The organism is Robinsoniella sp. KNHs210, from assembly GCF_000686105.1.
Taxonomy (GTDB): Bacteria; Bacillota; Clostridia; order Lachnospirales; family Lachnospiraceae; genus Robinsoniella; species Robinsoniella peoriensis.
This window is the reverse complement of sequence record NZ_JMLZ01000002.1, coordinates 2666883-2690544: the sequence shown is the minus strand read 5'-3', so window position 1 is coordinate 2690544 and position 23662 is coordinate 2666883. Positions and strand designations below refer to the sequence as shown.

Annotated in this window: 16 protein-coding genes and 2 tRNA genes; 15 read left to right on the top strand and 3 right to left on the bottom strand. The window is 42.1% G+C overall.

Translation table 11 applies throughout. The annotated features are described in order from the left end of the window. Positions 1–9 precede the first annotated feature (9 nt). The 4 genes from trpC (at position 10) to trpA (ending at position 3582) form a co-directional block, all read left to right on the top strand. On the top strand, positions 10–789 hold the full coding sequence (trpC, locus tag CD03_RS0118860; protein WP_027294959.1) for an indole-3-glycerol phosphate synthase TrpC: 780 nt from the start codon (positions 10–12) through the stop codon (positions 787–789). A 153-nt stretch (positions 790–942) separates the two neighbouring features. After that, positions 943–1566: a phosphoribosylanthranilate isomerase gene (locus tag CD03_RS0118855; RefSeq protein WP_027294958.1), complete on the top strand. Its 624-nt coding sequence runs from the start codon at positions 943–945 to the stop codon at positions 1564–1566. A 65-nt stretch (positions 1567–1631) separates the two neighbouring features. Beyond that, positions 1632–2816: a tryptophan synthase subunit beta gene (gene trpB, locus CD03_RS0118850; protein ID WP_027294957.1), complete on the top strand. Its 1185-nt coding sequence runs from the start codon at positions 1632–1634 to the stop codon at positions 2814–2816. Further along, positions 2809–3582, top strand: coding sequence for a tryptophan synthase subunit alpha (gene trpA, locus CD03_RS0118845; protein ID WP_027294956.1), 774 nt, complete (start codon positions 2809–2811; stop codon positions 3580–3582). Before trpB ends, trpA begins: the two co-directional genes overlap by 8 nt. On the opposite strand, the gene CD03_RS0118840 is transcribed toward trpA, so the two are convergent. Continuing rightward, positions 3572–4495, bottom strand: a complete 924-nt coding sequence (locus tag CD03_RS0118840) for an AEC family transporter (protein ID WP_027294955.1) — start codon at positions 4493–4495, stop codon at positions 3572–3574. The two genes, trpA and CD03_RS0118840, sit on opposite strands and share 11 nt — an antisense overlap. 196 nt (positions 4496–4691) lie before the next feature. On the opposite strand from CD03_RS0118840, the gene CD03_RS0118835 reads away from it, so the two are divergent. From CD03_RS0118835 to CD03_RS0118805, 7 genes are all read left to right on the top strand, one after another. Beyond that, positions 4692–8606 carry a PAS domain-containing protein gene (locus CD03_RS0118835; RefSeq protein WP_197041679.1) on the top strand — a complete coding sequence of 1305 codons (3915 nt, stop codon included), beginning with the start codon at positions 4692–4694 and terminating at the stop codon, positions 8604–8606. 138 nt (positions 8607–8744) lie between these two features. Beyond that, positions 8745–8826, top strand: a tRNA-Tyr gene (locus tag CD03_RS0118830). A 34-nt stretch (positions 8827–8860) separates the two neighbouring features. Continuing rightward, positions 8861–8946: transfer RNA gene (locus tag CD03_RS0118825), tRNA-Leu, on the top strand. 265 nt (positions 8947–9211) lie between these two features. Continuing rightward, a complete protein-coding gene (locus CD03_RS0118820) occupies positions 9212–11911 on the top strand; it encodes an InlB B-repeat-containing protein (protein ID WP_027294953.1) in 2700 nt (899 codons plus the stop codon). A gap of 146 nt (positions 11912–12057) precedes the next feature. Continuing rightward, on the top strand, positions 12058–13335 hold the full coding sequence (locus CD03_RS0118815; RefSeq protein WP_027294952.1) for a sensor domain-containing diguanylate cyclase: 1278 nt from the start codon (positions 12058–12060) through the stop codon (positions 13333–13335). Between the two features lie 14 nt (positions 13336–13349). Continuing rightward, entirely contained in the window at positions 13350–14192 is an 843-nt protein-coding gene (locus CD03_RS0118810) for an AraC family transcriptional regulator (protein ID WP_027294951.1), read from the top strand. A 133-nt stretch (positions 14193–14325) separates the two neighbouring features. Beyond that, positions 14326–15438, top strand: a complete 1113-nt coding sequence (locus CD03_RS0118805; protein ID WP_027294950.1) for a trimethylamine corrinoid protein 2 — start codon at positions 14326–14328, stop codon at positions 15436–15438. Positions 15439–15525: 87 nt separating this feature from the next. Here CD03_RS0118805 and CD03_RS0118800 read toward each other — a convergent pair whose 3' ends face one another. Together CD03_RS0118800 and CD03_RS0118795 are read right to left on the bottom strand one after the other, a co-directional pair. After that, on the bottom strand, positions 15526–17043 hold the full coding sequence (locus CD03_RS0118800; RefSeq protein ID WP_027294949.1) for a response regulator: 1518 nt from the start codon (positions 17041–17043) through the stop codon (positions 15526–15528). A gap of 264 nt (positions 17044–17307) precedes the next feature. After that, complete coding sequence (locus CD03_RS0118795; RefSeq protein ID WP_044289497.1) at positions 17308–18159, bottom strand: helix-turn-helix domain-containing protein; 852 nt, start codon at positions 18157–18159, stop codon at positions 17308–17310. A gap of 301 nt (positions 18160–18460) precedes the next feature. Here CD03_RS0118795 and CD03_RS34065 point away from each other — a divergent pair, with 301 nt between their 5' ends. The 4 genes from CD03_RS34065 to CD03_RS0118775 all read left to right on the top strand — a co-directional run bounded on the left by CD03_RS34065 (position 18461) and on the right by CD03_RS0118775 (position 23637). Then, a complete protein-coding gene (locus tag CD03_RS34065; protein WP_044289496.1) occupies positions 18461–19912 on the top strand; it encodes an MATE family efflux transporter in 1452 nt (483 codons plus the stop codon). A 136-nt stretch (positions 19913–20048) separates the two neighbouring features. Next, positions 20049–20993 (top strand): ABC transporter permease, encoded by a 945-nt coding sequence (locus tag CD03_RS0118785; protein WP_027294947.1) that lies wholly within the window; start codon positions 20049–20051, stop codon positions 20991–20993. A gap of 29 nt (positions 20994–21022) precedes the next feature. Beyond that, on the top strand, positions 21023–21892 hold the full coding sequence (locus CD03_RS0118780) for a carbohydrate ABC transporter permease (protein ID WP_027294946.1): 870 nt from the start codon (positions 21023–21025) through the stop codon (positions 21890–21892). 50 nt (positions 21893–21942) lie between these two features. Beyond that, positions 21943–23637 carry a hypothetical protein gene (locus CD03_RS0118775; RefSeq protein WP_027294945.1) on the top strand — a complete coding sequence of 565 codons (1695 nt, stop codon included), beginning with the start codon at positions 21943–21945 and terminating at the stop codon, positions 23635–23637. The last annotated feature ends 25 nt before the right edge of the window (positions 23638–23662 follow it).

Here is a 23662-nt window from a genome sequence, read left to right as displayed (position 1 = left end):
GGTGCCAGAATGATATTAGATGATATTGCTGCAGATACAAGGCTGCGGGTGGCAGGGGCGAAAGAAAGAGTTTCCATGGAAGAAATGATGGACAGAGCGCTTAGCATGAACGCGAAGACCGGTTTCCCGGTTGAGCAGGAGTTGAAAAGGGAAGGAATCCACTTTATATGTGAAGTGAAGAAAGCTTCTCCTTCAAAGGGATTAATTGCAAAAGAATTTCCATATCTGTCCATTGCGAAAGAATATGAGGAGGCGGGGGCATCTGTGATTTCCTGCCTGACTGAACCAACATATTTTCAGGGCAGTGATCAATATTTAGAAGAAATAGCAAAAGAAGTTTCCATACCGGTACTGCGTAAGGATTTTACCATAGATCCCTATCAGATTTATGAAGCAAAAGTGCTTGGAGCAGGCATGGTACTTTTAATATGTGCACTGCTGGATACGGAGACACTAAAAGAATATATCGGAATCTGCGATAAACTGGGCCTATCCGCCTTGGTGGAAACCCATGATGAAAGCGAGATGCAGAGTGCATTAAGAGCAGGTGCCAGGATCATCGGGGTGAATAACCGTAATCTGAAAGATTTCACTGTGGATATCCATAACAGCACCAGACTCCGTGCTTTGGCACCGGCGGATGTGATCTTTATTGCAGAGAGTGGAATAAAGACGGCGGAGGATATCCGGGTTTTGCGTGAAGCAAAGGTAAATGGGGTTTTGATTGGAGAGACGTTAATGCGAAGCAGCAATAAAAAACAGATGCTGGATTCCTTAAAGCGTGGATGAAAATTCAATCCTGCTAAGTGTAATGCACAGCTGTCAGAAAGCAATTTTAACACGTTCTAAGGCGGGTTCCGGATACTCTCTGAGAAATGGAAAATAAGTTGGTTGAAATGGTAGTGCAAAGGTGGGAAAATGGTCGGATAAAGGCGGTGAAGTATGACTAAAATTAAGATTTGCGGATTGAAGAGGCAGGAAGATATCTGTATGGTAAATGACCTGGTTCCGGATTATATCGGTTTCGTATTTGCAAAGAGCAGCAGGCAGGTAACGGCGGTGCAGGCTGGGGAGCTGAAAAAATTGCTTCTTCCGTCGATCAAAGCAGTCGGCGTGTTTGTAAATGAGGAGCAGCAGAAAATCGTACAGCTATGTGAAATGGGAATTATTGATCTGGTACAGCTGCATGGGGATGAAACCCAGGTGTATATTCAAGAATTGAAAAATCGTATTTCCTGTCCTGTGATTAAGGCAGTTCGGGTGCAGAGTGGTGAGCAGATCAGGAATGCAGAAGAGCTGCCCTGTGATTATCTGCTTCTGGATACTTATACGAAGGGACAGTACGGAGGAAGCGGGCAGGTATTTGACCGTTCCCTGATTCCACAGCTTAAGAAACCATTTTTCCTGGCGGGCGGACTGACAGCAGATAATGCAGCGGCTTCTATCTCGGAATGCAAAAAGTGTGCACCATATGCCGTAGATGTCAGCAGTGCAGTTGAAACGGCTGGGATAAAGGACAGACAGAAGATCGCAGAATTTATCTTACGTGTCAGAGGTCTGAAATAAGTATAACCGGCAAGGCAGCCGCAGGAGTGAAATCAAATAAGAGTAATCAGAAAAGAGGTAGAATTATGAGCAAAGGAAGATTTGGGGAATATGGCGGACAGTATATTCCGGAAACACTGATGAATGCAGTATATGAATTAGAAGCAGCATATGATAAATACAGCAAGGATCCGGAATTTATTGCAGAATTGGATGATTTATATAAAAATTATGCCGGAAGGCCATCACTGTTATATTATGCAGAGAAGATGACAGAGGATCTGGGAGGCGCTAAGATTTACTTAAAAAGAGAGGATCTGAATCATACCGGTTCCCATAAGATTAATAATGTACTGGGGCAGGTGCTGCTGGCTAAGAAAATGGGAAAGACCCGTGTTATTGCAGAGACAGGAGCGGGGCAGCATGGTGTGGCAACGGCAACAGCGGCGGCTTTAATGGGCATGGAATGCGAGATTTTCATGGGAAAAGAAGATACAGACCGTCAGGCGCTGAATGTATTCCGTATGGAGCTGTTAGGCGCCAAGGTTCATTCTGTTACCAGCGGAACTCAGACGCTTAAGGACGCCGTCAATGAAACAATGAGAGAGTGGACGAGCCGCTGCGATGACACGCTCTATGTTTTAGGTTCTGTTATGGGACCACATCCATTTCCTACCATCGTGCGTGATTTCCAGAGAATTATCAGCAAGGAAATCAAAGAACAGATACAATTAGCAGAAGGAAGACTTCCGGATGCCGTAATTGCCTGTGTAGGCGGCGGAAGCAATGCAATGGGTGCATTTTATGAGTTTATAGAGGATACCCAAGTGCAGTTGATCGGATGCGAGGCAGCAGGACTGGGCGTAGATACGGAAAAACATGCAGCTACCATTGCCAGGGGAAGCGAAGGCGTATTCCATGGAATGAAATCCCTCTTCTGCCAGGATGAGTATGGTCAGATTGCTCCGGTATATTCTATTTCAGCAGGTCTGGATTATCCGGGAATAGGACCGGAACATGCCCATCTTGCTGAAATTAACAGAGCACAGTATGTACCTGTTACGGATACCGAGGCAGTGGAGGCATTTGAATATCTTTCCAGAAAAGAAGGGATTATTCCGGCAATTGAAAGCGCCCATGCAGTCGCATATGCCAGAAAACTGGCACCTGCCATGGATAAAGATAAAATTATTGTAATTAACATTTCAGGACGCGGAGATAAAGACGTTGCGGCGATCGCAAGATACAGAGGAGTGAATATCTATGAGTAATATTAGAAAAGCATTTGAAAATGGAAAAGCATTTATTCCTTTCGTTACGGGAGGAGATCCCACATTAGATGTAACAGAACAGTTATTGTATGCCATGCAGGATGCAGGGGCAGATCTGATAGAAATCGGAATCCCTTTTTCAGACCCCATTGCAGAAGGGATTGTAATCCAGGAAGCAAATGAGCGGGCACTGGAGGCTGGCTGTACCACCGACAAATTATTTGATATGATTTTTCGTGCCAGACAGAAGGTCACCGTTCCTATGGTATTCCTTACTTATGTAAATCCTATTTATACTTATGGGAAAGAGAAATTTATGAAACGCTGCGTGGAATGCGGTATGGATGGGATCATTGTGCCGGATCTGCCTTATGAAGAGAAAGAGGAGCTTTCCGGTGTATGCGAACAGTATGATGTAGACCTTATTTCCCTCATAGCCCCCACTTCTCATGAGCGGATTCGGATGATTGCAAAAGAAGCAAAAGGCTTTGTGTATTGTGTATCTTCTCTTGGGGTTACCGGAGTCAGAAGCGAGATTAAGACGAATATTGCCGAGATGACAAAAATGGTAAAAGAAGAGACAGATGTCCCTTGTGCAGTAGGATTTGGTATCTCCACGCCGGAACAGGCAGCTGCAATGGCGAGAGTGTCAGACGGCGCAATTGTGGGTTCCGCTATTGTGAAACTGGTTGCAAAGCATGGAGAAAACGCGGTATCGGCTGTTGCACAATATGTCCGGGAAATGAAAGAAGCGGTTATGCGGTGATGCCCATCACAACCACCATCCCGGTCATAATAATCAGACTCACAATAACAGAAATAGAATTTGCAAAGCTGGAGAGGGACCCGTCGCCATGACATTTTTCCGTAAATGCCGGAGCAAGTGATCCTATGGGGGCAAATGCAACAACGGCCAGGATCTGTCGGATTTCCAGAGAAAATGGGGTGCACCAGTATAAAAACAGGGAAAAGCAGGTACTAAATAAAAGTCTTACTGCCACCACAAGGATCGTATCTTTTATGTATAATGGATTGCGGACCGGTTTGAACATCAGCCCAAGCATTAACATGGCTAAGAAACTGTTAGCGGATGCAAAGGGACTTACAAAAGTGATTACCCCATCCGGTATCCGGATATTGAAGATTGCCAGCAGAAGCATCAGCATATAGGTATCAAAGGGAATGGAAGATGCAAGTTTCTTTATTATAGAAGAAATGCTCGTTTTTTCTCCCGGATTGGTGTGAAGCAGTGAGGAAGTAACGGCATAGGATCCCCCGGTCATAATCATGGAGTTCCCGGTATCAAACAGGCAGGTTACAACAGTTCCGGCAGGACCGAAAAAACTCTGGACTACCGGCAGTGCAAAACAGCCGATATTATAACCGGAGGAGTTGATCATCGTAAATACACGGCGTTCTTTAGACATTCTTTTGGATAAGAGGAAAGTGATGAGCAATGGCAGAAAACTGCACATAAAGCCCAGTACAATGATTAAAAACAGGGAAGTATCACGCTGGAAGCCTCCGAAGCCGTTAATAACAGCAGCGGGGAGTGTAATGTTCAGCACAATTTTCGTAATGAGGGGATAATCCGTTTCTTTAAAAAACCCAAAACGTTTTAAGAGGTACCCGCCGAAAATTATAAGAAGAAAAGCTAGTGGTTTCAATAAAAAATTCATATGTCACCTCAGTTTAAAACCCACTTAAAAAGGGCTTTTATTTTCATTCAGTATAGCATTTTTAAAAGGTGGTGAAAAGGGAAATTTTTGCTGCTTGTATTTTGACGGTTTCTTATCTATAATGGGATTAAAGTATAATATGAAGCGGCTACATATGTTCATCCAAAAGGATGGCGTAATGTTTAGAGGGATTACTATGAATGATCATATAAAAACAGAGGTAAAACAATTTGCCCATTGGATTTTGGAGAAGCATTATGTTGAAAATGATGAAGATGCCGTAACAGCAGTATTTGCTCCGGATATCACCTGGATTGGAGCCGGGGAGGAACAGCATCGGGAGTCCGGGGAAGAGACCGCAAAATATTTTCAGATGTTTAAAGGAAAGATTCCGCCATGTCATATATGGGACGAAGAATTTGAAGTGACGGAACTTGGAACCGGGATGTATTTATGCAGTGGATTATTCTGGGTTGCTGCCAACAAAGAGACTGGTCTGTGCATTGAAGAACATCAGCGTATTACATTTATATTCCGAAGGAAAGCTGACACCTTTGAATGTGTTCATATTCATAATTCAAACCCATATCAAAAAATGGAAATGGGAGATCTTTTTCCAAATGAAGAGGGACGTAAGGCATACTCTTACCTGGAAAAGAAAATGGAAGAGGTTGAAGAAGAGCTGAAGAAAAAGGAGCTGGAATTTCAGAAGGCTGTTCAGGTTCAAAAGCAGACTTATGATGAGTATATGCAGAAAAACCATCAGATACAGGTTGTCCTGGATGCGATACAGGGCGGGCTGAAAATCAGTATCGATGATAATATGTATACATATGCCTATCTAAGCGATGAATTGTGCAGTATGTTTGGCTATACCAGGGATGAGTTTATGGAAGTGACCAAAGGCAGCGCCGTAGGTGCTGTGTATCCGGAGGATCTCCCAAGGGTTTTAAAAGAGTGTGAAGAGGCATTTCGGGATGGCAGTATGGATTATGCCATTAAATACAGGATAGCTTGCAGGGACGGATCTTTGAAATGGATCATTGACAGTGGTAAGAAGGTCAGAAATGAAGATGGAGAAGTTATTATCAACAGCATTTATCTGGATGTTACGGAAATGGAAGAAGCAAATCAGAAAATGGCATCTCAGAAAGAACTCTTAGACAGCATTTACGATTCTATGATGTGCGGAATTCTACGGTACCAATTGGAGGACGGGGAGTTCTCTGCTTTGACACTGAATCACGAAGCACTTCGGATTCTGGGGTATGAGTCAGAAGATGAATGCTATAAACTGGGTATGAATGAATTTTATAACAGAATTTATGAAGAGGATCGCCAGGTTATCATTGATAAGATCAATAAATTAAAAAACCCGGGTGACCGCTTTCAATTTGAATACAGGATTCTGGGACCCTCGTCTGATATTCTTTGGGTATATGGAACGACAGAGCTGATGATGTCTAGTAGCGGCGGAAATATCATTCAGCGCGTTATGGTGGATATAACGGAAAAGAAGAAACTGGAACTGGAATTGGAAGAAGAACACCAGAGGTTTCGCATTGCCATTGAAAGTTCCCCGGCAGTTATTTTTGAATATGATGTCCGCGAGGACCAGTATCGGTCTTATGGTACCCTGTCTGAGACAAAGGGAAAAAATGATACAGAAGAAATCGTACCTGATTTTCTCAAAAAGGAGCTGTACTCTTTAGCCGGGGAAAAGGATGCGGCATATTTACGGGATTTTATGCTGGGCAGGGCAGGGAAAGAAATAGATATTAAATTGGCACCCCATGTGGGCAGTTCCCATACTGTGTGGTCCCGGATATCCGGCACAACGATCTATGATGATGAAGGAAATATGGTTAAAATGATCGGTAAAATGCGCAACATCCAGTCAGAGAAAGAAAAGGAATTCGCGCTGGAGGAGGCGAAATACAGGGACGGGCTGACTGGTTTGTATACAAAGGAAGCGGGTATCCGCCTGGCGCGGGAGTACATGGAGCAGAAAAGCCCGGATGAAATCTGCGGGCTAATGCTCCTGGATATGGATGATTTCCAGAAGGTAAATGATGAAGAAGGCAGCGTATTTGCAGACGCTATTTTGCAGGAAGTGGCGGTGATCCTTAAGTCTGAAACACAGGAAGATGATATACTGATCCGTTTGGGCGGCGATGAATTCATGCTTTTTTTAAAAGGCTGTACAAAAGGAAGAGCAACTATACTGGGGCCTAAGATCGCTGCGATGGTACAGAATCTGGTGGTTTCAGGGCAAAGCAAGGTGCGGGTTTCGGTTACCATCGGGATGTGTGTTACCGAGGTTGTAGACGAATACAGCGGGCTTTACCGGTGTGCGGAAAGTACTCTGAAATATGCAAAAGAGTATGAAAGGGGCCGTGCATGCTGTTACCTGGATACCTCAAATGAACTGGGGACGGTACTTACGGAACTCTATAAAGAAGCTCATTTTATCAATGAAATTGGCAGACCGGTAAAATACCGGGAAGAGGACCTGACCTCCTTTGCCCTGGAGCTTCTGGGGAAGGCGAAAAGTCTGGACGATGCCATTTTCCTTCTGTTATCCAGAATCGGCAAAACCTATCATTTTGACAGGGTTACCATTATGGAGATGGATTACGAATATTTAAGTTACCGTTATACTTACCAGTGGGCTGGAAACCTGTCGGATCTTGAAATGGACCGGGATTTTTATATATTCAGAGAAGAAGTCAGCAAAATAGATCAGATATTTGATGAAGAGGGGCTGTGCGACCGGATGAACCCGAGGGTTTCCAAGATCCCATCATGCCTGATCTCCGCCATTTGGAATCATGGAAAAATAACCGGAACGTTAAGTTTTGAGATCCGGAAAGGTGATTATGTGTGGACGAAGGAGCAGCGCAAACTGGTGAAGGAAATGGCTAAGATCATATTTTCATTTATTATGAAAGCCAGGGCAGATGCTGTGAGTCAGGCGAAAACAGACTTTTTATCCAGGATGTCCCATGAGATAAGGACACCTATGAATGCCATTACGGGAATGACTGCCATTGCAAAAACAGTTCTGAATGATAAAGAGAAGGCGATGGATTGTTTGAATAAAATTGAATCAGCCAATACCTATCTGCTGAATCTTGTGAACGATGTGCTGGATATGTCCAGGATAGAAAGCGGTAAAATTGAGATAAACGAAGAGAGCATGGATCTGAAAAGACAAATGGATGATCTGGAATCGTTGATGATGCCGCAGGCCCAACGTAAAAACATTGATTTCAGGATGGAGAATCGCTATATCAATAACCGCAGAATTATCGCTGATGAATTACGTCTCAACCAGGTTATGGTAAATATTGTAGGAAATGCATTGAAATTTACCGGTGTGGGCGGACAGGTAATCGTAAATATTGATCCTCTGAAGGAAGAGGCAGCCCAGGTTGTACTGCATTTCTCTGTGAAAGACAATGGAATAGGGATTAACAAAGAAGCTCTTGGCAGAATCTTCACTGCATTCGAACAGGAAGGAAAGAAAACTTCTTCTAAATACGGAGGAACCGGTCTGGGGCTTGCCATATCCAGCAGACTGGTACAGATGATGGGTGGGAACCTGGAGGTGCAGAGTGAGCCGGGGGCAGGATCAGTATTTTATTTTACACTGACATTTGCATATGGTTCAGACGAAATTGAAGTACCTTATGAAGAAGAAGTGAAATGTGATTATGATTTTGATGGAAAACGAATCCTGCTAGCAGAAGATAATGAGTTAAATCAGGAAATTGCCAGTACCATTTTAGAAATGAACGGCTTTATTATCGAAGCTGTGGGAGATGGGCAGCAGGCGCTGGATATGTATATAACTCATCCGCCTTATTACTATGACGCTGTGCTGATGGATATTCGAATGCCGGTTATGGACGGACTGGAAGCTACAAAAGGGATCCGTACCTCCGGGCGTGAAGATGCCAGAACAATTCCGATTATTGCAATGACTGCCAATGCATTCAGTGAGGACACAAAAAAGTCCATGGCCAGCGGAATGAATGGACATTTATCCAAGCCCATAGAAACGGAAGTCCTTTTTGATACCCTGCAAAAGTGTCTGAAAGGATCGTGATGGTGCTCATTGTGTCAGCATTTGGAATTATTTTGAATAATTCGAAAAAAAGCCTTGCATTTTGTTCTTAGTTGTGATATAAATATATCTTGTCAGAACAAAATTAGAACATTGATCTTGTAAAAGATCAATGCATATGGATGGATTCCCGAGTGGCCAAAGGGGACAGACTGTAAATCTGCTGCAAATTGCTTCGGTGGTTCGAATCCACCTCCATCCATTGAAAATAGATTGCCTGAGCAATCTATTTTTATGCCGGCGTGGCGGAACTGGCAGACGCACAGGACTTAAAATCCTGCGGGACTAATCTCCCGTACCGGTTCGATTCCGGTCGCCGGCATTCTCGAAAATAAAAAGGATAGACCCGTATAGTGGGTTTATCCTTTTTTTATCTTTTCATTTTTCTGCTGATCCAGTGTTTGAGATCTTTGAGTAAATCATTTGCGGTACTTTATGCCTTATTGCCTTTTGCTGCTTTTGGAAGATATATCTTGCAGGAAGCATTTTCAACGCTCTGGCAAAAACGATAATAATGTCTTATAATGTATGATAAAGGAAGGGGATTTACTCTAATTGAGGAAAGAACCGGCAGGAGGGAGAAACAAATGAGAAAGAGATGCAAAACAGCAATAAGAGCAATAATGCTGGCAGTATTACTAACTATGGCTTTTTATTTTCCGGCAGAGGCAGAAGCGGTGCTGGATAATGAGCAAGCTGTACAGAGGGATGAAGGAGATGAAACAGAACGTATTTTGGCAGTGGAAGAGGACGTGATTTCCCAGGATACGGATATGTCATCCTGGCTTTGCGAGTGGGATGAAAGCACATTTACGGTAACTCTTACAGAATATAAGGGAGCTGACACTGATGTGGAAGTGCCTGGTACTGTTGTAAAAGACGGAAACGTTTATGGGGTGGAAATTATGGATACCGTTGTGGGAACCAGCAGTTATGAATATCTGAGTACAGGACCGTTTTTCCAAAATAATCATATAAGAACCGTATCCTTTCAGGATGGGGTTCGTTTCCGCAATAACAGTATGTACAAAGCTTTTTTTGAATGTGGGAATCTGGAATCAGTTACAGGGCTTCCAAATGGTGTTCGTACGATGAACGATGCGTTTAAAAATTGTAAGAATTTCATCTATGCAGACAGATTACCACCAGGTATTGAAGAAATGCAGAATACTTTTAAGGGATGCACCCGGCTGTCAGAGGCACCGGAGATACCGGAAGGTGTCCTGAATTTGAACAGTGCATTCCAGGGCTGCCAAAATTTAATGTCAGCACCAAAGCTTCCGGAATCGGCACAGGACATCAGTTATATGTTTCTTAATTGCATTAATTTGGAATATGGTCCCGAAATTCCCCCCAATGTAACAAATATGGATGGTACTTTTGCAGAGTGCTATCAGTTAAAAGCGGTTCCGGATATCTACAGCCACAGCTTAAGGACGGCAAATGAAGCTTTTCGGTTTTGTGGTGAATTACAGCAGATTTCTATAGAAAGTGATTCCCTGGAGTCGGTTACACGTACTTTTTATTCATGTAGAAGTTTGCAGAAAGCGGAGTTATCTGCAAAGAGCCTGCAAGATATGGACAGGACATTTCAGGAGTGCAGCAGCCTTACAGAAATGCCGGTAATTCCCCAGGGAGTACAACGGCTGTATAATACCTTTGAAAATTGTATCAGCATGGTTAAAGCGGGAGATTTACCGGACAGCATAAGAATAGTATCAAGAGCCTTTGCCGGATGCATAAATCTTGTTGAAGTCCCCGAATTTAATGATCAGGTTACGTCCTTGTATGGAGCTTTTCAAGACTGTACGAGTCTGCAAAAAGCCCCTGTTCTGCCAAAGAAGCTGTATACACTGGCATTTACCTTCATGGGATGCAAAAACCTGGAGCAGGCCCCGGAGATACCGGCAGAGGTTTTGGTTATGCGAAGTGCATTTGAGGATTGTACAAGTCTGGAGGAGGCGCCTGTGATCCCGGCAGGAGTCACTGATTTATGGAGAACTTTTCGGGGATGCAGCAGCCTAAAAAAGGCAACAGATATTCCACAGAGTGCAGATAATATTTCTTCGTTATTCTCAGGATGTACGGAGTTGACAGAGGCGCCGGATATTCCGCAGGGGGTTTCCAATATTTCAAATACGTTTCAATATTGCTACCGGCTGCAGGGTGAAATAATCATTAAGGCTAATCCGGAATATTATGCAAAGTGTTTTGAGAAAACAGGGCTGGATGGAAATGGATTGACGGTTCACTATACAGAGAATGTTCAGAATATTGACCGTATCCTGACCACCAGGGGGGAAAATAATGATCATGTAAAAAAGGGAAATAACATAAACGCACTGGTTGTATTGTTTGACGGTAATGGCGGAACGGTATCCCAGAATCAGGTAATGGTTCGGCTGGGATATGCCTATGAAATCCTGCCGGTGGCAAAAAGAACAGGATATGAATTTGCAGGGTGGTATACAATGAAAAGCGGAGGAAGCAGAGTAGCAGAAGAGACAATTGTGGGCACAGCTGCTAATCATACATTATATGCCGCCTGGCGGCCCTGCAGCTATAAAATTTTGTTTCAGCCGGAGGGTGGCAGTCTGTTTGTAAAGGAAAAAACGATAGCTTACGGAAGTGCTTACGGAAGTCTGCCGGTGCCGGTCAGACAGGGATATCAGTTTGCAGGATGGTTTAATTCCAGATCCGGAGGAACTCAGATTACCGGTAAATCTAATTTCAGACAGACCGGAAACCAGAATCTGTATGCCAGATGGAAAGAAATTATTTATCAGGTACAGTTTAACAGCAACGGTGGAAAAAAGAAGTTTTCCGGAAGAGGTGTAAAGAACGGGGATTCCTATGGCTCCCTTCCGGCACCTGCAAGATCCGGATACAGATTCACAGGGTGGTATACGGCGAAAAGCCGTGGAAAGAAGATTACATCCCAAACCAGAGTTAATTTGAATCAGGAACAGATGCTCTATGCGCATTGGAGCAAAGTCACTGTGGGGCGTGTAAACTCATTAAAACTTTACAATAAAAAGAAAGGGCGTATGGATATTGCCTTCAAAGGAGTCAAAGGAGCAGCGGGATACCAGATCTTATACGGATCGAGTTCCTCATTTACCAAAGGAAAAAAGAAGGTATATACAACGAAGATAAAAAAGGCAGTTACAAGGCTTAAGAAAAGAAAGACCTACTATGTGAAGGTACGTGCCTATAAGTTCGACTCCGCAGGAAAAAAAATCTATGGTAAATTCAGCAGTGTAAAGAAGTTACCAATTAAAAAATAAGTGATGAGTCGGTTTTCCTTTTAAATTCTGTCTATGTTGGAAAATGATAAAGTTACGATACGGATTTGATGGTGAAAGTTTAACTAGTGTGATAGAATAGCAATTAATAGAATTGCAGCCTAAAAGTTTCGTATAAGGAGAATTATATGCAGGAAGAAGAGAAAGGGACCTATGAGTTTGATTTGAATTATTTAATCAATCATATTCCCGGAGGAATCGCAATTTATAAACTGGCAGATCCGTTGAAGATATTGTATTTTAATGATGGAGTTTGTGCGTTAAGCGGTCACTCACGAGAAGAATACTGGGAGATAGTGGAATCTGATGCAATTGAGATCGTTTTGGAAGAAGACCGCAAGGAATTAAATAATGAAATAATAGCGGCTGTATCAGAAAATAGAAAAATTGATGCAACTTATCGGATCAGGCATAAGGACGGAGGAGTTGTCTGGATCCATCTGTCTGCCCTGAGGATTCGGGAAGAGGGAGGATTTCCAATCTATTACGCTATCTTTATGGATATCAGCGAGGAGAGAAATACCCAAAGACATCTAAGTGAGCTGGCGGAGCGGGATAGCCTTACGGGAGCGCTGAACCGGATCAGTTTTGAGCAGAAGATCGAAAAATATCTGAGCGGGCACGAAACGGACATGTCAGCATTTTTAATGCTGGATATTGATAATTTCAAGCAGATTAATGATTTCCTGGGGCATACGAAGGGAGATGAGATCCTTTGCAGGATTACGAAACTTCTCAAAGAAACCTTTGGTGAGGGAAGTTTTGTTGCGCGTATGGGTGGTGACGAGTTTGCAGTTTTTGTTACCGGAATCTCTATGGAAGAGGAACTGACCATGCTCATTCAAAAATTTTTCCGCATTTCATGTGCGGAGTATGATTACCAGGACAGTAAAATTTACATGTCCTGTTCGATGGGTATCAGCCGGGTTCCCAAAGATGGATTTCAGTATATGGAGTTATATACAAAGGCAGATAAAGCGCTGCTGTTTGCCAAAAACAATGGCAAGAATCAATACCGTTTTTTTGGAGAATTAATGTCAACGCCATCTTCTTTATTGCTGCGGAATATGGAATGGCTGCTGGATGAAGGAACGAATGCAATTTATATCTGCAATGTAGAAAATTATGAACTGTTATATATGAATAAATTAGCACGCCAGATGGCAAATACACAGGGGAATACTTATATTGGAAAAAAATGCTACAAGGAATTGATGCATTTGAACGATCCATGCCCATTTTGCAAGATCTCCAGTATGAAAAGGGAATCGTTCTGCGAGCGCAGGTTTAAGGTACCATATTCAGGAACAGAGTTATTAATGAAAGGGAAAATAATTAACTGGAACGGAATTAAGGCTCATGTTGAATTCATTATGGATATTTCAAAGTATAGGATGATAGAATAAGGGAGAAGTTTAACATGGACAGTATCAAAGATAAGATGGTCTTCAAACCGGAGTTTCCTTATCGGATATTCATTTCCAATTCAAGGCAGATGTATTTTCATTCCCATGATTTTCTGGAAATTAATTACGTTATTTCAGGAACGGGTTTCTATCTGATTGAAGAAAAAGAATATGAAATATGTGAAGGCGATATTTTTATCATTAATAACCTGGAACGCCATATGGCAGTTCATGACGGGAGTCTGCAGCTTAAGGTGATTGTGTTTGATCCGGCTTTTTTCTGGGACAAAAATCAGGGATATCAGTTTCTGGAACCTTTTTTCAACCGAAGCCCTAACTTTACCAACCGGATCAGACCAAGCCAGGAGGGATATATCGGACTTCAGGAGGACCTGGAACATATATGTGATGAATATGCCGGTAAACATACGGGATGGGAGCTGTTTGTAAAATCCTGGACCCAGCTGTTTCTTGCCAGACTCTACCGATTCTATATAGACAGCTGCCTGGAAGAGGATTTTGGGAGGAGGCACAAGCCGTTTATCCGGCTGCAGCCCGTTTTGGATTATATCCATGAACACTATATGGAACAGCTGGAGCTGGATGAAATGGCAAAAGTGGCAATGATGAACAAAAGTTACCTCTGTTCCTGTTTTAAAAATATTCTTCATATGAGGATATTTGAATATATTGACCAGCTCAGGATTAACCAGGCATGTATGCTGCTGACCACCACAGAGATGAATATAACGGAAATTGCAATGAAGACCGGATTTAACAGCGTGTCTTATTTTAACAGGATATTTAAAAAGGTGCAGGGAGTCTCTCCGGGCACTTACCGGAAAATCCAAATATAGTGCAAAAAATACTGGATATTGGGCAAGTAATTGGGCTCCTCCGATGTTATGATTTGATTATAAATAGCGGAGATAAGGAAACCCCGGAGTTTGACAGAACGGATGGAAACCGGGGTTTGAAGGAGGAGCAGGTATGCAGTATAAAAAGGATTGGGAAGCCACAAAACAAAGATTTGATGATTACTGGAAATGCCAGAATACAGGCAGGCCGATTATGCGTGTAACAGGTATAAAACCGGAATATTATCCGTATTCACTTCCCGCAGCGTTAAAATCAAAGGATATGGAAGATAAATATATGAATGCCCAGGGAATTGTAAACCGCTTCCGTCATTATTGCGAGACGCATGAATTTCTGGGAGAAAGTTTCCCGAATCTGAATGCTGATTTTGGTCCCGGTTCCATCGCAGGATATCTGGGAAGCGAAATTGTATTTCAGGATAAAACGGTATGGTTTGAGCCATGTGTAGAGGACTGGGAAGAATGTAAACCTTTAGTCTTTGACCCGGATAATATATGGTTTAAGAAACATATTGCACTTTTTGATGAATGTAAGAAATTAATCGGAAATGATTTTCCAATTGCAATTCCGGATCTTATGGAAAATGTAGATGTTCTGGCATCTCTGCGTGGAGCCCAGGAACTGATCTACGATATGATTGACGATGATGAAGAGGTAGTCAGACGTGTGCAGCAGGTAACCGATGTCTACCAGAAGTACTATGATGCCTTTTATAAATATGCCCAGTATGAAGGAGGCAGTGCATACACGGTATTCCAGATATTCGGAAGCGGAAAAACCCAGAAGCTGCAGTGTGATTATTCTGCTTTGCTCTCTCCGGAATATTTCCGTACCTTTGTATTGGATTCACTGAAACAGGCAGTTAAGGGAGTGGATAACGTCCTGTATCATCTGGATGGACCGGATGCTATTAAGCATATGGATGCATTGATGGAAGTGGACGGTATCAATGCACTGCAATGGACCAGCGGAGACCATGGACCGGACGGAACACTGGAAGAGTGGGATGTGATTTACGATAAAGCAAGGGCGGCCAATAAAGCTCTATGGGTAAAGGTATATTCCGGAGAATTTGATGACTGGATCCGTAATACCGAAAGAATTGTTAAGAAATATGGTTCCAAAGGTTTATACCTCTTCTTCAATGATATGCCTCTGGATCAGGCGAATCAGTTGATTGCTTATGCGGAGAAAAACTGGAGCGATGTAAAAGGAACATTTTAAAATAAAAGACTGCACCGAAGGATGTTTGATAAATTCAAATTTACTCCGGTGCGTTCTTTTTTATAAAAATATATACTTCTTATGCAATTAAAGCTTTTTCGCCCGTAATTCCCGCCGGTAGGCATTTGGCGGTGCACCGTATCTTCGTTTAAAAAGGCGGTTAAAGTAAGTCTGGCTGGAGAACCCTGCCTTATCCACGATGTCTTTTAGTTTCATATCTGAATTTTCCAAAAGCCCTGCTGCATACTTCAGACGTTCATCATTCAGGTAGTCGTTAAAATAAAATCCGGTCTGCTGATGAAAGATATTTCCGAGATAGGATGGGTGCATATTCAGCTTAGCTGCCAGGGTTTTAAGTGAAATATCCTTGTCGGAGAATTCGTGTACGGCATTAATGACTGCATCTACGCAGGGATAGGATGCAGTCTGCAGCAGCTGCTTCTGGGATAGCACTTCATATCCCGTATGGATAAATGTGTGAAGATAAGAAATCATGTCAGCATTATTTTGTATTTCCGGCTTAAGGCACTTTAATAATTCAATCATAGAAGCATGTGGCTGCAGATCAGTGCTTGTCTGTGAGGTACACCAGCTTAAAACAGACAGAATACAAGGAATATGTTTGGAAGGATCAAGTGCCTTATCCAACAGACCGGTTACCTGGGAAAGATATTCCTGTTCTGTAATATCGGTGTAGTCCTGCTCAATGACGTTTAGAGAAGTAATTGGCAGATCCATATCCTGATAGATAAAGCTGCTCATTTTAGTGTACTGGAGAAACAGATATTTTTTTGCATTCCGGTAGCTGATACTGACATCCTCGTAATTGTTAACGGTATTCCCGGTAGAAACAAAAAACGGGAAATTCAGGATTACCCTGGCGTTCTCCAGTTCAGACAACAGACTGTCAAGGGGAAGCTCTGTGGTGGGACTGCTGATAATACAGACCAGGCGGGACGGTGTCTCAAAATAAAAGTGACTGATATAAGTACCCACAAAAAGGGATAGCAGATAGTCAAATAAATGGGACATTTTCTCGGTTGTCTGAGAAATGCCCGTATCCGCAGTGAAAATCATCACCGTATAATTATTCAGATACAGGTTTACGCCAAGCATCTGGGCGCGAGTAATAAATTCGTCTTCGCTGAGAGACCCTTTCACCCAGCTTTCCGTAAAGATACTTCGAAAAGTCAGCATCATGGAACCGTAAGTATTGGAAAGGGTGGAGCGTTCTTTCAGATGGCTGACAATCCGGCTGATCGATTCTCCCAGTTCATCTGGATTCAGCGGCTTCAACAGATAATTTTCAGCACCGTGGCGCATAGCAGTCCGGACATACTCAAAGTTATCATAGGCAGAGAGTACTAAAATAGAGATCAGCGAGTTTATTTTACGCACTCTTTGAATCAATTCCAGTCCATCCATCTGGGGCATGGATATATCCGTGATCAGCAGATCTACCGGATTGTTCTCCAGATATTCCAAAGCGTGGAGAGGGTTTGTTGTGCTGCAGCATATTTCAAAATTAAAACCGGTCCAGTCAATGGCCGTTTTCATTCCTTCAATCACAAAAGGTTCATCATCAACAATTAATACCCGATACATAGCAGGGCCTCATTTCTTATCATAAGTTTGATGCTGCCGCAAAGGCAGCTGTTTCTATATTTTATACTAGCGGATTGTTTTAAGAAAGTCAAGACTTGAAGAAATGTGGATAGAATTTAGACACAAGCCTTCTAAATCAGATGAAAAAAAGCTTTTTAGTAGGAATTGTGTTGAATATGTTCTGGCGCTTGAAATTCTGGAAAGCAAAATATAATATTGCAATACCATCTGCTCAGATATTTGGCAAACACCTGTAAAGTAGAATCATTTCAACTTTCTGGCTTTCCGATAAGCCCTTGGTGAAGCCCCGTTCACCTTATAAAACAAATCCCCAAAATAATTACTGTTTTCAAAACCACAGCGTGTTGCAATTTCGGTAATAGAATCATTTGTGTGGAGGAGCTCATAAGAAGCTTTTTGTATGCGGATCTGTGTCAGGTATTCTTTAAAGCCAAAACCGGTAACGGCTTTAAACTTACGGGAAAAGTAGGTAGGGTTTAAATTGGCTTCTCTGGCGGCATCTTCCAAAGTGATGGACTGCCAGTATGACTGGCTGATGAAGAAGGCGGCTTTGCCTATGGCTTCGTCCTGAGGTGTCAAAGGGGAAGGGGCAGGCGTATGCTCTTCCTGCTTGAGCCTTGTAAGCTGCACAAGCAGCCGGCACAGGGATTGTGACGTTAACATTGTGGAAAATTCATCCTTTTGTTCAAATTCCTGAAAAAGATGATTGATTGTCTGCATAATTTCTTCATGACAAAGCTCGGATACATGCAAACAGGGTGTTCCCAGAAAGTTGTCTTTTATCAGGTCCGGGAAGGCATCCGTAAGTGCGGAAATATAGCAGGGATCAAACATGATCACAATTCTCTCGTGTGCAGATACCTGGGAATATGTAGTGCGGTGCAGGAGTCCGGGGGAGATCAGGGCAAAGTCATGGGGGCACATGGCATGTACTGTGTGCTGAATAAAAAATTTCTGTGTGCCGGACAGAAGGTAATAAAGTTCATAGCAGTCGTGAGAATGGGATTCGGGCATACGGAAACTGCTGTTTCGCCTCAACTGGTTTATAAAAAACAGCGGAGGATCATTTGTGAGTTCTTTATTGTCTGGATTCATTTCAATATTGCCTTTCCTAAATATATATGATTTGATTATTTTTAATGCTCCCTATTAGAATAACACAAAATATCTGTAATTCAAGCTGATCTTCACGAAAAAACAGTAGATATCAATAAGATTTTGCGGTAAAATACAATACAAAATACAGTTCATAAAACAGTTAATGAGACAAGAGCATGAAAAAAATTTATGGCACCAGCCTTTGCTGTCCAAAAAAGGTACGCATTTGTGACGCAGCGGATCTTAAGTATTTCGCTGGTACGGGTATTTTTTGACATGTTCTAAAGGAGCAGACATCATGGAAGAGAATAACGCGGGGCTGTCGGCAAAAGATCAGAAGTTTCGGGATTTTACGCTGAACGGGAATATGTGGAAGGTAGTATGGCAGGTCGCATTGCCGCTATGTGTATATCAGTGTCTGGGTCAGGTATTCGGAGTGCTGGATACCATGATGGCTTCCCATATCAGCTCCAATACGGTATCAGCAGTGGCCTATCTGGCTCAGATTAATTCTATCATTTCGGCGGTGGGCGGAGGTCTGGCGGTAGGTGCCAGCCTGAAGGTAAGTGAAGCTTATGGTGAGGGAAAATATGACCTGGTAAAAAAACGGGTCAGTACCCTGTATGCCATGTGCGGTGTTTTATCTGCAATTATACTCCTGCTCATTCCGTTTACCCGGCATATTCTGGCTTTTGCAAAAACGCCGCCGGAGCTGATTGCAGAGGGCAATACCTACTTTCAGCTGCAGCTGCTGGCGATGGTTATTATTTTCTTCAACAATGTGTTTATTGCTATAGAACGTGCCAGGGGCGAAACAAAGCTGATTATGAAAATGAATATTATTGTAATCCTTACCAAGACATCTTTGACCGCATTGTTTGTTTATGTTCTAAAAGGCAGTATCGTTACAATGTCTCTGGCTACGATTATTTCTCAGTCAACTTTAATGGTGATCGGGCTGATCAAGATGAATCGTGAAAAGAATGCGTTTGGATTTTCAATACGGTTTGTGTCTTTCAAAAAAAGATTGTCAGGACCTATGATTATACAGTCTGTTCCTCTGGTTGTAGAAAGGGCTTTATTCTCTATGGGGAAACTGATGGTAAATTCCATGAGTACACTGTATGGTGTTCTTACCGTGGGGGCATTGGGGGTTTCCAATAATCTGGGAGGCTTTGCCGCTGCACCGCAAAACGGTTTACAGGAAGGAGCCGCTTCCGTAATCAGTCAGAATATTGGGGCAGGCAAATTTGACCGGGCATTACAGGCGTTTTGGAGTGTCTTGGTTTATAATTTAATTGCAGGGGCTGCTGCATATGCCATTGCAATGGGATTCTTACAACAGATAAGCGGCATGTTTTCGGAAAATGACCCGGAATTTCAAAGACTGATTATGAAAATATTCCGGTTTGAAGCTATGGGGTTCGTACCTCTTGGGATTAATTCGGCTGTCATGGCGCTGCTTTATGGTTTGGGGAAAACAAAAATATCATTGTTAATCAGTATGAGCCGTGTCTTTGTGTTCCGGGTACCGGTTCTATGGTTTCTGCAAAATTTTACGAATCTGGGAAGTGAAAGCGTAGGTATCGTAATGATGGTCAGTAATATATCCGTTGCCTTTGTGGCAATTCTGGCTGCTGCAATTGTTATACCGGCTGCAAAGAAAAAATATTGGGGGACACATAGAGAAAAAAGTAAGCGCTTCCATAATATGGATGTCAAAAATATTAAAAATATGAAAAAAATATAAAAAAAGATGAAATTTGTACAAAAATATTGAATCTCTACTATATAAAAAATTCTAAAAATCCCTTATACTTTCCTTAACGACGAAGAATAGACGGAAAACACACCGTCTTGAAAAAGATAATCGGGAGGGATATTGTATGAGGGCTTCCAGTCAAAAAAATGTAAGCACTTCCAAAAAGACATTAAGAAAGCACATCTATGAATATCGATGGATCTATGCACTAGGATTACCGGGATTAATTGTTTTATTCCTGTTCTGCTATATGCCGATGAGAGGTCTGTTGATGGCATTTCAGGATTACAATCCACATTTAGGTTTACTCCATAGCAAATGGGTGGGGATTAAACATTTTGAAGCACTGTTTCAGGACCCCAAATTTTATAACATGTTAAAAAACACTTTGATCATCAGTGGATTAAGCCTTTTGACTTTTCCGGCGCCAATCTTCCTGGCTTTGATCATGAATGAGGTACGGAATGCGAAGTTTAAAAAGCTCGTACAGACTTCGGTATACCTTCCGCATTTTCTATCCTGGGCGATCGTAGCCAGTCTGACATTTTTCCTGCTGTCTACAGAACAGGGCCTTGTAAACAAGATTGCGAACCTGTTGGGATATGAATCTACGGCTTATTTATTCAGTACCAAATGGATTTATCTGGTTATTGTAATCCAGTCACTCTGGAAAAGCATCGGATGGGGATCCATCGTATATCTGGCAGCGATTTCCGGAATTGACCAGTCACTGTATGAGGCAGCAAAAATGGATGGGGCTAACAAGTTCCAATGTATGATGAAAATTACACTTCCAAGTATTATGCCTACCGTAGCTGTTATGTTAATCCTGAGAATGGGAACGATCATCTCCGTAGATTTTGAACAGGTATTCCTGATGAATAACGCGATGGTTAAATCGAAACTGGAAGTATTTGAGGTCTACATATATAACAACAGTATTGCCAGCGGAAGTACACAGTACTCTTACACAACCGCAATCGGATTGTTTAAATCTGTAATTAATACGGCACTTGTTATCTTCACAAACTGGATTACGAACCGCAAAGGTTATGACGGGGTTATGTAAAGATGAGGATGGAAAGGAGAGCGAATAAAATGGGTATGAAAGCCAAAGAAAATATTTATCAGAGCATTTTGTGGTTAATTCTTATTATTATAGCAGGTACCATGATTCTGCCATTCCTGTATGTTGTAGTATTATCCTTTACAGATTCCACAGCGTATGTAGCAGGCGAATTTATGTTATGGCCGAAAAAATGGTCTCTGGCGGCATATAAACTGATCTTATCGGGAACAGGATTCCTGAATTCCCTGAAATCAACAATATTTATTACAGCAGTTGGAGTACCGCTCAGCGTCTTTTTAAATGCCGGACTGGCATATATGTTGTCAAAGCCCATACCGGGAAGAAGTTTCATCAATAAATACGTTATGATTACTATGCTGTTTACGGCTGGTATGGTTCCAAACTTTATGAATATCAATTCATTAGGATTAATAGATAACTATTTTGCATGTATCCTGCCGGCAGCATGCGGGGCATGGAGCATCATGGTAATGAGATCTTTCTTCCAGTCATTACCCATTGAACTGGAGGAGGCAGCAAAGATTGACGGATGCGGACAGCTTCGTATCTTTGGAACCATTGTAGTTCCTCTGTCCAAAGCAATGCTTGCAACCATGACACTGTTTTCCTTTGTAAGTTATTGGAATACATACTTTAACTCCATTATGTATATGACATCTACAGCGAAGGCTTCTTTACAGGTATATGTGCAGAAAGTTGTACTATCATCCAATATTTCAGATGTCCTGGATGTGCAGTCAACCGTTCAGAATGCCGTTCCGCAGGAAGTTATGAGAATGGCTGCGGTAGTAGTTGTTGTGTTGCCCGTATTAATTATTTATCCATTCCTGCAGAAGTATTTTGAGACAGGAATGATGGTAGGAGCAGTCAAAGGTTAAAAACGCGGAGCGTTTTGCATAAAAAGAATATTTTTTAGGAGGAATAAGATATGAGGAAGAATTTTAGAAATCAGGTAGCTCTTGGTTTAGCAGCAGTTTTGGCAGCATCTGCTCTGGCAGGATGCGGTGGTTCAGACGGCAAAACCACAGAAGCAGCAAAAACAGAAGGAACACAGGCAGAAGCAGCTACGGGAGATACTGCCGGCGGCGAAACAGCAGCATCAGGTGAAAGCGGAGACCGCATGACAATTTCTGTTATGGGTATTGACTGGGGATATGGTCCTCTGGCAAACAGTGAGATGGAACAGTACTGGGAAGATATGTTTGATGTAAATCTGGAAATTGAATGGGTGAACTATCAGGATTTTGACCAGAAGGTAAATACTTTGATTGCCGCAGACAGTATGCCGGATGTTATCCAGGTGAGCAAGCAGGGAAATGGTTCTTATTATTATCCGGTGTTTACACAGGCGGTAGAAGCAGGATCTTTTGTAGATATGACACCTTACTTATTTGATAATGGAAACGGAATTGCGGAGACCAATGCAGTTATGAAAAACTGGGACGAGAATATGTGGGATCAGGCAAGATATAACGGCGGCATTTATATTCTTCCAAGAAGTAAGGCGGAAAGCGGACAGAATTCCGGTATAGAAGTCAGAAAAGACCTGATGGAAAAATATAATTTCACGGAAGAACCAAAAACCATGGAAGAATTGAAGACCTGGTTAATCGATCTGTCTAAAGCGGCATCTGAAGGTGAAGGCAAGAAGATTTATGCTCTGGAATATTTTGATGATGATTTTATGAATGACAGAATTAAAGCTTTTGCAGTAGCGTTTACGGGACAGTCAGATTGGTCTGTAAATGAAAACGGCGAATTTGAATACATGCAGTTTAAAGATGAATATATCAATTTCCTGAACTGGATGAAAGATTTATACGATGCAGGTGTTATTGATCCTGAATTTGCTTTAGCAAATGCCGATACTTCTAAATGGAAAGCAGGCAATTCCGTGGCATATCTGACAGCATGGTATAACTGGAATCAGTCAGCAGACCTTACCAGTAATAAAATATTTGATGAAAGTACAGGACCGGAATTAAAAGCATGGTGTCTGATGCCGGTTAAGGGAGACAAAGCATATACGGTAAGTCCAAACTATACGGACATTGATTCCTGTATCGCAATCAGCGCTAAATGCTCTGATGAAAAAATTAAGAAGATTATGGAAGTATTTAATGCAACAGAAGAGACTCATCCGGGATACGATTCTGTAATAATGGATGGTGTACAGGATATTCATTATACCTTAAAAGAAGACGGAACAAAAAATACAGATGATGAAACATTTAAGAAAAAAAGACAGGATGGTTATGTAGGTGCATGGAACCAGATCTTCTTGAAAAAAGATGCGGATCAGATAAACGACAAATTTATGAAAGACGGAACCAAGAGAGCATCTGATGAAAATATTGCAAAAGTAAAAGAAATCAAAGAGTTTGTATATAGCGACTTAAAAGAAACCGGAATGAAAAATGCAATCAGTAACCTCCAGTCAGCAACTTACAATAATAACTGGAATGTATTGACCGATGATGTAAATACCCTTTGTGCACAGTATATTATGGGACAGATTGGGGAAACAGAATGGAAAACCTTTGTACAGGGAATCGTAGATTCTGCTGACTACAAAGCAATCCAGCAAGAATTTAAAGACGCAGCGGCAGAAGCAGCTAAATAATAGAAATTGGCAACAGGGTTCATTC

Coding starts and splice junctions, on each gene's coding strand:
- trpC (WP_027294959.1), top strand. CDS start 10: ATGATATTAGATGATATTGCTGCAGATACAAGGCTGCGGGTGGCAGGG.
- CD03_RS0118855 (WP_027294958.1), top strand. CDS start 943: ATGACTAAAATTAAGATTTGCGGATTGAAGAGGCAGGAAGATATCTGT.
- trpB (WP_027294957.1), top strand. CDS start 1,632: ATGAGCAAAGGAAGATTTGGGGAATATGGCGGACAGTATATTCCGGAA.
- trpA (WP_027294956.1), top strand. CDS start 2,809: ATGAGTAATATTAGAAAAGCATTTGAAAATGGAAAAGCATTTATTCCT.
- CD03_RS0118840 (WP_027294955.1), bottom strand. CDS start 4,495: ATGAATTTTTTATTGAAACCACTAGCTTTTCTTCTTATAATTTTCGGC.
- CD03_RS0118835 (WP_197041679.1), top strand. CDS start 4,692: ATGAATGATCATATAAAAACAGAGGTAAAACAATTTGCCCATTGGATT.
- CD03_RS0118820 (WP_027294953.1), top strand. CDS start 9,212: ATGAGAAAGAGATGCAAAACAGCAATAAGAGCAATAATGCTGGCAGTA.
- CD03_RS0118815 (WP_027294952.1), top strand. CDS start 12,058: ATGCAGGAAGAAGAGAAAGGGACCTATGAGTTTGATTTGAATTATTTA.
- CD03_RS0118810 (WP_027294951.1), top strand. CDS start 13,350: ATGGACAGTATCAAAGATAAGATGGTCTTCAAACCGGAGTTTCCTTAT.
- CD03_RS0118805 (WP_027294950.1), top strand. CDS start 14,326: ATGCAGTATAAAAAGGATTGGGAAGCCACAAAACAAAGATTTGATGAT.
- CD03_RS0118800 (WP_027294949.1), bottom strand. CDS start 17,043: ATGTATCGGGTATTAATTGTTGATGATGAACCTTTTGTGATTGAAGGA.
- CD03_RS0118795 (WP_044289497.1), bottom strand. CDS start 18,159: ATGAATCCAGACAATAAAGAACTCACAAATGATCCTCCGCTGTTTTTT.
- CD03_RS34065 (WP_044289496.1), top strand. CDS start 18,461: ATGGAAGAGAATAACGCGGGGCTGTCGGCAAAAGATCAGAAGTTTCGG.
- CD03_RS0118785 (WP_027294947.1), top strand. CDS start 20,049: ATGAGGGCTTCCAGTCAAAAAAATGTAAGCACTTCCAAAAAGACATTA.
- CD03_RS0118780 (WP_027294946.1), top strand. CDS start 21,023: ATGGGTATGAAAGCCAAAGAAAATATTTATCAGAGCATTTTGTGGTTA.
- CD03_RS0118775 (WP_027294945.1), top strand. CDS start 21,943: ATGAGGAAGAATTTTAGAAATCAGGTAGCTCTTGGTTTAGCAGCAGTT.